Raw genomic sequence first — 10,447 nt, forward strand, 5'->3', positions numbered from 1 at the left:
TTCGACCATCCGGACCTGTTCCCGCGCTTCGACGGGGAGGCCCGCCTCGGAGTCCGCTCCGGGATGGGCGGATGCAGTTGTCCATTTGCGGGCTCCGTGTTCGTCGTTCTCCTGAATACCCACGATCTCCGAACTGGAGGACCGGTGACAGGTCATCACATACACACGTGCAGCATCATCATTGCGAACTGCGACCGCAGGACCCTGCTCAGCTGCGCCCTCGTCGCAGGAGGGGTGCGATGACGCCGGAGACCCGCCTGCAAACCCTGGTCCGGCTGACCCGGGACCGGCTGGAGATCGCCCGGCTGGCCGGTCGCGCCGGCGCCCCGATGATCGTGACCATGGTGCTGGTCAACCTGGTCGTTGGGCTGTTGCCGCCTGCGTTCGTGGTGGCCTCCTCGATCCTGCTCGGCAAGGTGCCGGCCGCGGTCATCGCCGGCCTGGGATCGCCGGAGTGGGACGACCTGGTGACCGCCTTCCTACTGGCCGCGGCGGCGTTCGTCGGACAGCAGATCGTTGCGCCGGTGCAGGAACTGCTCGGCAAGCTCGTGGCGCGGCGCATCGACGGCTTGGTCAGCGGCGAGCTGATGTCGATCGCGACCAGGACTGCGGGGGTCGGCCCTTTGGAGGACCCGAGCCTGGTGGAGCACCTTCGGGTGGCCGCCCGGGAGCTGGAGAACTGGCTGTTCAGCCCTGGCGAGGCCGTGGCCGGCCTGCTCGCCCTGATCGGGCGCTACACACAGTTGGTCGGGTATGCCGTGGTGGTCGGCGTGGTGCTGTCGTGGCCCGCTGCGGCGGCGCTGGCCGCTGCCGTGGTGCTACAGCGTTACGGACAGCGCGGTGGCCTGCGGAAGTTTGCCGAGGAGCGGTTCCTGCTCGACCCGCAGGAGCTGAGGAACGACTACCTGCGTGAGGTGGCCACGGCGGCGGGTTCGGCCAAGGAGATGCGCGTCTTCGGGCTGCACAACTTCTTCGTGGATTTCTGGCGCCACAGCTTCCTCGAATGGCTGGCGCTGGTGTGGGAGGCGCGCCGACGGATCTATCTGTGGCAGTTCGTCCGGGTCACGATTGTTGGCCTGGTCATTGCCGGCGCGGTGTTCGCCTTCGCGGGCCGGGCCGGGACGGATGTGACGGCCGGGCTGACCCTGACCGGGTTCGCGATGGTCATGCAGGCGGCACTCGGCGCGCTGCGGCTGGGCGAGTACTGGCCGGAGTCGGACCTTCAGACCGCTCTCGGCATGCACGCCTACCAGAAGGTCAAGCTCTTCCGCGAAGGAGTCGCCCGGTACGCCGGGCAGGCTGTGGGGGACGTCGCAGCGCCGCCCGCCCCGCCGACCGGGACGATCCACTTCGACCGGGTGAGCTTCCACTATCCGGGCGACGACCGGATGATTTTTGAGGACCTGGACCTCACCATCCCGATCGGTCAGTGCACGGCCCTGGTCGGTGTGAACGGCGCCGGCAAGACCACCCTGGTCAAGCTGCTCGCCCGGTTGTACGAGCCGACCTCGGGCACGATCCGGCTGGACGGCGTCGACATCCGCTCATACGAGCTGCACGAGTGGCGGGCCCGGCTCGGGGTCACCTTCCAGGAGTTCGCCCGGTTCGAGGTGTCGGCCGCCGACAACGTCGGCTTCGGTGCGGTGGAGCACCTGGACGACCGGGCCGGGATCCGGTCCGCGGTCGAGGCGGTGAACCTACACGAGATGCTCGACACGCTGCCGCGCGGCATGGAGACCTTGTTGGCCCGGCACCTCGTGGACGGCGCCGACCTGTCTGGGGGGCAGTGGCAGCGGATCGCGTTGGCTCGGGCGCTGTTCGGCCTGCGCCACGGCGCCTCGATCCTGGTACTCGACGAGCCCACAGCCAGCCTGGACGTCCGCGCCGAGGCCGGCTTCTTCCGGGAGTTCACCCAGCTCACGGAGGGTGCCACAACGTTGTTGATCTCGCACCGGTTCTCCACCGTGCGGCAGGCCGATCGAATCGTGGTGCTCGACGGCGGCCGAGTGGCTGAGCAGGGCAGCCACGACGAGCTGATGGCCCAGGACGGCGAGTACGCACGACTGTTCCGGTTGCAGGCCGACCGGTTCACCGACGAGACGACGAGGGTGGCATGAGAACGACGTTGAGCGGGTTCTGGCGGCTGCTGGCGATGGCCTGGCGGGCGGACCGCCGCAAGACCATCGCGGCGACGGGCCTGATGGTGGCCGGTACCGTGAGCGGCCCGCTGCTGGCTCTGGTGCTGGGAATGATGACCGACGCGGTCATCTCCGGACAGGCCGGCGCGGCCGTCTGGTACGGCGTCGCGGTGGCGGTCCTGGCCATCGTGAGCCTTACCTTTGCGCACTTCTCGTACATCTTCTACCAGGAACTGGCCGAACTGGCCGAGCTCGAAGTGGTGCGGGATCTGATCCTGCTCACCAACGGCTCCGAGGGGATCGAACACCAGGAACGCGCCGAGTACGCCGACGAACTGACGGTGCTGCACCGGGAGAGCCGTGGGCTGATCGGTGCACTGGAGTCGCTGTTCGGGATGCTGGGCCTGAGCCTGGCGATGATATTCACCGCGATCCTGCTGGCCGGCCTGAACCCGATTCTGCTGCTACTTCCGCTCGCGGCGGTGCCGCCGCTGATCTGCGGGCGTTGGGCCGAGTCGCGGATCGACCGGGCCAAGACCGAAACCGCCGAGCCGACTCGGATCGCCCTCAACCTGTTCCGGCTGTCCACCTCGGCCCGGTTCGCCGGCGAGTTGCGGGTCTTCCGGCTCCGCGACGAGCTGCGCCGGCGGCACCAGCGGGAATGGGAGCGGGCGAGCCGAGGGCTGGTCCGTTCGTACGGGGCGGCCTCCGCGGTCCGGACCCTCGGGCAGGTGATGTTCGGCCTGGCCTATGTCGGCGCGGTGTTGCTGGTCGTGCGGGAGGCCATCACCGGCCGCAGCACGATCGGCGACGTGGTTCTCGTCATTGTCCTCGCCACCCAGGTCAACCAGCAGGTCACCGTGGCGGTCACGCTGCTCGCCAACCTTCAACGGATGGGCAGCATGCTGCGCCGCCTGGATTCCGTGCGGAAGCTGGTCGCGGTCGACCACCCGGTGCCGGTCGACCAGGAGCCGCCGGCTCGGCTGACCACCGGGATCGAGCTCCGGGACGTGGACTTCACCTATCCGGGCACCAGCGAAGCGGTGCTGAGCGGCGTGTCGTTGAGCCTGCCGGCCGGGGCCAGCGTGGCCATCGTCGGCGAGAACGGCGCCGGCAAGACCACCCTGGTCAAGCTGCTCTGCGGCCTGTACCGGCCGACCAGCGGGCAGATTCTGGTCGATGGCACGGACCTGCGTCGGATTCCGGCCGAGTCATGGCGCAGGTATCTGTCGGCGGCCTTCCAGGACTTCGTCCGCTTCGAACTGCTCGCGGGCCAGGTGGTCGGTCTCGGCGACGTGAGCCGGATGGGAGACGACGGCGCGGTCATCGACGCGTTGGATCGGGCGCAGGGCAGCGACGTCCTGGAGCGGCTGGAGCACGGACTGCGCACCCAGCTTGGCAAGAGCTACACCGAGGGTGCCGAGCTCTCCGGTGGTCAGTGGCAGAAGCTCGCGCTGGGCCGGGCGCTTATGCGCGAGGAGCCGTTGTTGCTGGTGCTCGACGAGCCCACGTCGGCCCTGGATCCGCTGGCCGAGGATCGGTTGTTCGAGTCGTACGCCCGGCAGGCCGCGCAGCTGCGGGCCAGTACCGGGGCCATCACCCTGTTCGTTTCGCACCGTTTCTCGACGGTGCGCATGGCGGATCTGATCATCGTGTTGCGCGACGGCCGGGTGGTCGAGGCCGGCAGTCACGATGAGCTGATGCGACGCGGCGAGCTTTACGCCGATCTGTTCAGCCTTCAGGCCCAGGCCTACCGGTAGGCGCGGGAAGGCGGGGACGTGTCGAGCATGAGCGCAACCGACCCGTGACGAGTTGGGGCGCTGCCTGAGCGGGGCCCTCAACCGCGGCGCGGTTGAGGGCCCCGCTCACCCCTGCCGGAAGGGCCGCAGCTCCAGCACGCCGTGCCGGGCGACCGGGTGCTTGGACGCCACCTCGATCGCCTCGTCGAGGTCGGCACACTCGATGATGTCGAAGCCGGCGATCTGCTCCTTGGTCTCGGTGAACGGGCCGTCCGCTATCAGCACCTCGCTGTCGCGGACCCGTACCGTGGTGGCATCGCTGACCCCCTGCAACTGACTGCCGGACAGCCAGACGTTGCGTCCGGCCTCCTCCGCCCACTCGCCGGGACAATCGAATACCGCCGCATCATCCGGCGGCAGGACCAGCGACTCGTCGACACAGACCAGCATGAGATATTTCATCGGTTCTCCTCCCGGCATCCATCTCTTACGGTACGACGGCCGGCGAGGTCGCCGATGGACAGCAGCGGCGAGTTTTCGTCGTGAGTTGGTCAAGGGAATGTCCGCTCGCGCTGAGCTGGGTCGGTGCGCCGACGCGGGCAACGGCAAGGGAAGAGATGCACCTTGCTGGGTGGCGCGCCGATCATTACTGTATGCAGCCATTTCGCGTACAGATACCCGAGGTGCAGCTGAACGATCTCAGTCGCCGGTTGGCTGAGGCCCGTTGGCCGGAGAAGCTGCCAGACGTCGGCTGGGAGCGTGGCGTGCCGACGAGCTACCTCAAGAACCTGGTCGATTACTGGCGCACCGACTTCGACTGGCGTGCCGTCGAGGCCTCCTTGAACGGGTACCCCCAGTACACCGCTGACTTCGACGGTACGACCATCTACTTCATGCACGTGCGTTCGCCTGAGCCGGGCGCGATGCCGATGATCATGACGCACGGTTGGCCCGGCTCGGTCGTGGAGTTCCTGGACGTCATCGGACCGCTGACCGATCCCCGGGCCCACGGCGGCGACCCGGCGGACGCGTTCCACCTCGTGATTCCCTCGTTGCCTGGGTTCGGCTTCTCCGGGCCCAACCCGAACGTCGGCTGGAACAACCTGCGCACAGCCCAGGCGTGGGCGGAGCTGATGCGCCGGCTCGGATACGACCGCTACCTGGCTCAGGCCGCCGACTTCGGCACCGGTGTGTCGCTCACTCTCGCCGGCGTGGACGAGGAGCACGTGGCCGGGGTGCACCTCAACACGCTGCCTACCCCGCCCAGCGGCGATCCGGGAGAGCTCGACACCCTCGACGACGAGGACCGGGCCCGGCTGGCGCGGTCGGCCCGGTTCGTCCGGGAGCTCGCCGGATCGATGAAGCTCCAGGCGACCCGGCCGCACACGGTGGCGTACGCGCTGGCCGACTCGCCGGTCGGGCAGCTTGCCTGGATCGTGGAAAAGTACAAGGACTGGACGGACTCGGCGAGCGTTCCCGAGGACGCGGTGAACCGCGACCGCCTCCTGGCCATCGCAAGCATCTACTGGTTCACCGGTACGGCTGGCTCCTCCGCCCAGTTCTACTACGAGATCGCCGAGAACCTGCCGATCAACGTGTCCACGGGCCGGTACCCGGCGATCAAGGCACCGCTCGGTGTGGCGGTGTTCCCGCACGCACCGTTCGTGCCGATCCGGCGCTTCGCCGATCGGGACTTCCCGTCGATCGTGCACTGGAACGAGTTCGACCGGGGCGGCAACTTCGCCGCGCTGGAGGAGCCGGACCTGTTCATCGAGGACGTCCGGGCGTTCCGCCGACTGATCAAGGAATGACATGAGCCAGCAGCCGGCTGCGGTAGAGGACTTCCGGGCGCTCGGCGCGCGGCTGAGCAACTGGGGCCGCTGGGGCCCGGACGACCAGCGCGGCACCACCAACCTGATCACGCCGGAGCGGCTGGTGGCAGCGGCCGGCCTAATCCGGCGGGGCAAGGTGTTCGACCTTGGCATCCCGCTCGACGGGAACGGCCCGCAGCCGGGTGGAGGACGGATCAATCCCGTCCACCTGATGTCGGAGACCGGCGCCGAGCAGGTGTTCCCGGGCGGGTTCCGGTTCGCCGACGACTACATCTTCATGGCGTTGCAGGGTTCATCGCAGTGGGACGCGCTGTCGCACGTGTATTACGACGACCGGATGTACAACGGCTTCCCGGCCGGCGGTGTGACAGTCAGAGGCGCCGCGCACTGCGCAATCGACCAGCAGAGCGCGGGAATTGCCGGCCGTGGCGTGCTGCTGGACATCGCGGCGCTGAAGGGCGTCGACTGGCTGGAAAGCGGCACCGTCATCACTCCCGAGGATCTCGACGAGGCGGCCGCGCGGCAGGGCGGTGTCGAGGTCGGCCCGGGCGACATCCTGTTGTTCCGCACCGGCTGGCGCCGCAAGTTCCTGCGCGACGGCGACCGGAACGCGTTCATGGCCGGTGAGCCCGGCCTCGGCCAGGCGTGCTGCGCCTGGCTGCGCGACCGCGACGTCGCCGCGGTCTGCTCGGACAACTGGGCCATCGAGGTGCTTCCGGGCGAGAACCCTGACGCGCTGTTGACCGTCCACATGGTTCTCATCCGGGACATGGGCATGACGCTCGGGGAGATCTTGGACTTCGAGGAACTCGCGGCCGACTGCGAGGACGACGGTGTCTGGGAGTTTTTCTTCGCGGCACCTCCGCTGAAGGTGAGCCGGGCGGTGGCGTCGCCGATCAACCCGCTGGCGATCAAGTAACCGCTCGATCGGGCCGCTCCGTGTGTTTCTCCGCGGAGCGGCTCAATGCTGTCCCCAGTGCCGCCTCGGGTGCATAGATTCGGGCTCCTCGACCGTCAGCCGAGGAGCCCGAATCCCATTCCGCCTACAGATACAGGGTGTCCGGTTCGAGCCCGCTCAGCACGCGGCCGTACAGCTCGAGGTTGGTCTCGGGCTGCATCAGGGCGTGCATGTTCATCGCATCGATGTCACGGGCGATCTGCTGGATCGGCACGTTCGTATAGATGGAGGAGCCGCCGCTGGCTCGGCGCAGGATGTTCACGGACTCTTGGGCCAGGCGGCAGGCACGTCCCATGTCGACCCGGGCACGGGCACGGTCCTCGATCGTCCAGGGGTCCGCAGCGGCGTTCTTGGTGTCCGTTTGCCGGGCCAGCCGCTGCGCGTGGAACTCGGCCTCGTCGGCACGCACCACGGCGTCGGCGAGCTTGAGGTGGGTCACCGGCGCGGCCGCCTGGGAGGCGTACGAGGTGTACGTGATGCCCCGCTCCTGCATCCGCTGGCGGAACTGGTCGATGGCCGCCCGGGCCATTCCGACGGCGAGGCCGGTCACTGAGGCAGCCGCGGTCGCCACGAGCGGAGCGCCGTAGATGCCGGTGCGGCCTGACGCGTAGCCGTCGGGAAGCGCGGATACCAGCGGCACAACCCTCGCGGCCGGGACGAACACGTTGTCCGCCACCGTGGTGACGCTGCCCGATCCGCGCAGGCCCGAGGTGTGCCAGTCATCCACGACCAGCAGGTCCGACAGCGGGGCGAGGGCCATCACCGGCCACGGGTCGCCCCCAGGGCCCGGGGCCATGGCCACCAGGACCTGCCACTGGCTGTGCGGGGCGCCGCTGACGAAGCCCCACTTCCCGTTCACGAGGAAACCGCCGTCGACGGGTGCGGCCGTCGCCGACGGGCTCAGGGTGCCGCACATGCGCAGGCTCGCGTCGGCAAAGACCTCGTCGCGCACCTCCGGCGGGAACAGCGCGGCCATCCACGTGGTGATCCAGTTGACCGCGACGGTCCAGGCCGCGGAGGCGTCGGCCTTCGCCAGCTCGGTGGCCACCGCGACCATGGTGGTCGCGTCACTCTCGTAGCCGCCGTTGGCCGCCGGCACCCGGAGCCGGAACATCCCGGCGTCGGTCAGCGCCTCGACGACCGTGTCATGGACCCGGCGATTCTCCTCGTTCCAGCCGGCGTGCTCGGTCATTACAGGCGCCAGTTGCGACGCCCGATGAACCAGTTCGATCTGCGTCGGTAGCTCGGTGGTCTCCATCGCGTCCTCCTCGAGGCCTCGGTTGAGGGAATGTCGTGTAAGAGTCCCTTTCGGGGAGTACGCCGTCCGGAGACGCGAACCGGCCGGTATCCGAATTCTCGCGCCGGCCGGAGCGCTGCTTCACCTTCCTCCGCGCGGCTCAGCCGCACCTTGCTGCGTCACTCACCCACGGGCGGGTTTCACTCTTTGATGACCGACATGATGTTGCCGGCCGGGTCACGGAACCAGGCGATCAGCGGCCCGCCCTTGCGGAACACACCGTCGTCGTCCACGCCGTCGAACTTCTCCATCTCCACGCCGCGCTCGCGCAGCCACGCCACCGCCGCGTCGATGTCATCGACCGGGAAGTTGAGCATCGTGTACGTGGCTGGCTCGTGGTTCGGCTTGGGGTATACCAGGATTTCCCGGTTGCCGCCGACATGCAGGTGCAGCATGCCGTGCTGCTCGGTCACCGGGATCCCGAGCGTGTCGCGGTAGAACTCCTGCGCGCGGGGGATGTCGTCCACCGAGAACCCGTTGAACGCCACCGCACCCGCGAGCATCCCGGAGCCACCGCGGGCGGCGGCGAGGTACTCCGCGTTGAGCTCGATGATCTGCACGTAGTTGCCGTCCGGGTCCAGCAGTGTGCCGAACAGGCCGTCCTTACGCTCCTCCAGCGGCGCGACCCAGGACACGCCCATAGCGTCGAGGTGTGCGGCCACCTTGCGGGCATCCGTGACCTCGAAGTTGAGGATGACGCGCCCGGGTTCCACCGTCGTCGTCGCGACGTCGTCGCGACTGTCCACGAGCACGTCGAACCCGTCGAAGTCGAGGAAGCCGGACGGTTGCTGAAGCGCTTCGAACGCCTCGATGTACCAGGTGCGCAGCCGTTCCGGGTCGGCCGAGCCGAGCAGAATGCTGCCGAGTCGTGGCGTTGACATTCAGGACCTCCACGTATCGATCGATGACTTCTAGTCTTCAACCTATCGAGAAATGGCGGCCGTCTTTTGGATCAACGCGGGCGTAAGTTGTACCGATCCGCCGACCCGGGCAGCCTCCGCCAGGATCTCGGTCGACCAGCGCGGCCAGAGTCCGGCCAGGCGCGACGTCAGGACCACGACATCCACGGCGTGGTCGGGCAGCGGAGTGCGGATGCCGATGGCGTGGTACGTGGCACCGAGCTCGGCCACGGCGTCGGCGTCGAAGTCCAGGGTCACCGCGCCGGCCAGTTCCGCCGGCAGGCGGCGGCCCGCGCCAAACACCGCGAGACGGCCGGGTGGTAGCTGCGGCAGCAGGTCGGCGACCTCCGCCGCCACGTCGACGGACCGGGCCTGATCGATACAGCCGATCAGGAACCGGTAGTTCTCATCCACCTCCAGCAGGTCATCGTCGTTGTTCAGCAGGTTCCAGGCCAGCTCGGTCATCGGCTCCGGGAACCTGGACATCATCCGGCGCATGTTCACCATGGTGCCGGCCAGCGCATCGGCCAGGGGTGCCCGATCGTGCGGTGCGTGCACCGCCCAGGCGGTGCGGCTGAGCCGGAATTCGAGGCCGGCCTTGAACAATCGGAAGCCCAGTTCCAGGTCATCCAGACCCCAGAGGACGATGCCCTCGTCGAAGCCGTCCACCCGCCAGTAGTCCTCGGCGGATATGGAGAAGTTGAGCCCCCAGAGCAGGACCCACGGTGCGACCATCCGACTGAGGTCGAAGTCGGTCTTGACGAACGCCGCGTGCCGGGCATCGAAGAAGGCCGGCGAGTTGTGGAACCGAGCGACGACGTCCTCTGGCAGCGACTCGGTCACTGCCTCGGCCAGACCGGGGGGAGGTTCCTTTTCAAAGTCGTAGCCCCAGGTATAGCCCACCACGACCAGCCGTTCGCCTTTGGCGTGGGCCGCGACGTGCTCGGTCAGGAAGTCCGGCCCGACGTATACACCGCTGTCGAGGAAAACCAGCAGCGGCGCGGCGGCCAGCCGGGCGCCGGCGTTGCGGGCCAGGCACACCCGGTTGCCCTCGTCGGGCTGGAAGTGGTATTTGATTCGCAGCTGCTGCGACGCCTCTTCGACCACCGCGCGGCTACCGTCCGACGAACCGTCGTCAGCGACGATGACTTCGAATTCGTCGGCCGGCATTCGCTGCCGGGTGAGGTTTCGCAGCGTTTCACGCAACAAGTCGCGCCGGTTGTAGGTCGGGATGACCACCGTCACCCGGGGAACCGAGCCTGCTGTCCTAGTAGCGTCCACTCTGCCAGTGTGCCGACGAGAACGTCCGTGTTCATCTCCCAGAGTGCCGCTCGCGACGCATTCACGAGGATGCCCACCGATGACGGCTGGGTGACGCTTGCAAGGCGTCGCCCGACTCCGGACAGGGAGAAATCGCTGTCATCCCGTTGCTGATGACGCTTCGGACGATCAACCCTTCCACATCAACGACGTGATTGTGGCTCGGTCTGGACACGACAACCGGACGCCCCGAGTCGGCCTGATGACCCGCCCACGGGGCCGCCTGTCGCACTGCAAGCCAGCACATATCGGTAAGGGGAAGAG

Annotated in this window: 8 protein-coding genes; 4 read left to right on the forward strand and 4 right to left on the reverse strand. The window is 68.1% G+C overall.

Annotated elements, in window-relative coordinates:
- Nucleotides 1-239 precede the first annotated feature (239 nt).
- The gene (locus tag Vgi01_RS23550) at nucleotides 240-2,117 is read left to right on the forward strand and encodes an ABC transporter ATP-binding protein (RefSeq protein WP_204292416.1); all 1,878 of its coding nucleotides are present in this window, start codon (nucleotides 240-242) and stop codon (nucleotides 2,115-2,117) included.
- Nucleotides 2,114-3,898 carry an ABC transporter ATP-binding protein gene (locus Vgi01_RS23555; RefSeq protein ID WP_102658403.1) on the forward strand — a complete coding sequence of 595 codons (1,785 nt, stop codon included), beginning with the start codon at nucleotides 2,114-2,116 and terminating at the stop codon, nucleotides 3,896-3,898. The genes Vgi01_RS23550 and Vgi01_RS23555 overlap by 4 nt, the downstream gene beginning before the upstream one ends.
- Before the next feature lie 105 nt (nucleotides 3,899-4,003).
- Here Vgi01_RS23555 and Vgi01_RS23560 read toward each other — a convergent pair whose 3' ends face one another.
- The gene (locus tag Vgi01_RS23560; protein WP_102658402.1) at nucleotides 4,004-4,339 is read right to left on the reverse strand and encodes a YciI family protein; all 336 of its coding nucleotides are present in this window, start codon (nucleotides 4,337-4,339) and stop codon (nucleotides 4,004-4,006) included.
- A gap of 191 nt (nucleotides 4,340-4,530) precedes the next feature.
- On the opposite strand from Vgi01_RS23560, the gene Vgi01_RS23565 reads away from it, so the two are divergent.
- Together Vgi01_RS23565 and Vgi01_RS23570 are read left to right on the forward strand one after the other, a co-directional pair.
- Nucleotides 4,531-5,688, forward strand: coding sequence for an epoxide hydrolase family protein (locus Vgi01_RS23565; protein ID WP_102658401.1), 1,158 nt, complete (start codon nucleotides 4,531-4,533; stop codon nucleotides 5,686-5,688).
- Nucleotide 5,689: 1 nt separating this feature from the next.
- A complete protein-coding gene (locus Vgi01_RS23570) occupies nucleotides 5,690-6,628 on the forward strand; it encodes a cyclase family protein (RefSeq protein ID WP_102658400.1) in 939 nt (312 codons plus the stop codon).
- A 124-nt stretch (nucleotides 6,629-6,752) separates the two neighbouring features.
- Here the strand turns inward: Vgi01_RS23570 and Vgi01_RS23575 are convergent, their stop codons facing one another.
- The 3 genes from Vgi01_RS23575 to Vgi01_RS23585 all read right to left on the reverse strand — a co-directional run bounded on the left by Vgi01_RS23575 (nucleotide 6,753) and on the right by Vgi01_RS23585 (nucleotide 10,144).
- On the reverse strand, nucleotides 6,753-7,925 hold the full coding sequence (locus Vgi01_RS23575; protein ID WP_204292417.1) for an acyl-CoA dehydrogenase family protein: 1,173 nt from the start codon (nucleotides 7,923-7,925) through the stop codon (nucleotides 6,753-6,755).
- Nucleotides 7,926-8,104: 179 nt separating this feature from the next.
- Nucleotides 8,105-8,845: a VOC family protein gene (locus Vgi01_RS23580; protein WP_204292419.1), complete on the reverse strand. Its 741-nt coding sequence runs from the start codon at nucleotides 8,843-8,845 to the stop codon at nucleotides 8,105-8,107.
- Between the two features lie 42 nt (nucleotides 8,846-8,887).
- Nucleotides 8,888-10,144 (reverse strand): glycosyltransferase family 2 protein, encoded by a 1,257-nt coding sequence (locus Vgi01_RS23585; protein WP_204292420.1) that lies wholly within the window; start codon nucleotides 10,142-10,144, stop codon nucleotides 8,888-8,890.
- Nucleotides 10,145-10,447: the final 303 nt, after the last annotated feature.

It is taken from the genome of Micromonospora gifhornensis (assembly GCF_016863515.1).
Taxonomy (GTDB): Bacteria; Actinomycetota; Actinomycetes; order Mycobacteriales; family Micromonosporaceae; genus Micromonospora; species Micromonospora gifhornensis.

What these genes read in the sequence shown, in the direction of transcription:
- Vgi01_RS23570 (WP_102658400.1), top strand. Translation starts at nt 5,690, where the DNA reads ATGAGCCAGCAGCCGGCTGCGGTAGAGGACTTCCGGGCGCTCGGCGCG.
- Vgi01_RS23550 (WP_204292416.1), top strand. Translation starts at nt 240, where the DNA reads ATGACGCCGGAGACCCGCCTGCAAACCCTGGTCCGGCTGACCCGGGAC.
- Vgi01_RS23580 (WP_204292419.1), bottom strand. Translation starts at nt 8,845, where the DNA reads ATGTCAACGCCACGACTCGGCAGCATTCTGCTCGGCTCGGCCGACCCG.
- Vgi01_RS23575 (WP_204292417.1), bottom strand. Translation starts at nt 7,925, where the DNA reads ATGGAGACCACCGAGCTACCGACGCAGATCGAACTGGTTCATCGGGCG.
- Vgi01_RS23565 (WP_102658401.1), top strand. Translation starts at nt 4,531, where the DNA reads ATGCAGCCATTTCGCGTACAGATACCCGAGGTGCAGCTGAACGATCTC.
- Vgi01_RS23555 (WP_102658403.1), top strand. Translation starts at nt 2,114, where the DNA reads ATGAGAACGACGTTGAGCGGGTTCTGGCGGCTGCTGGCGATGGCCTGG.
- Vgi01_RS23560 (WP_102658402.1), bottom strand. Translation starts at nt 4,339, where the DNA reads ATGAAATATCTCATGCTGGTCTGTGTCGACGAGTCGCTGGTCCTGCCG.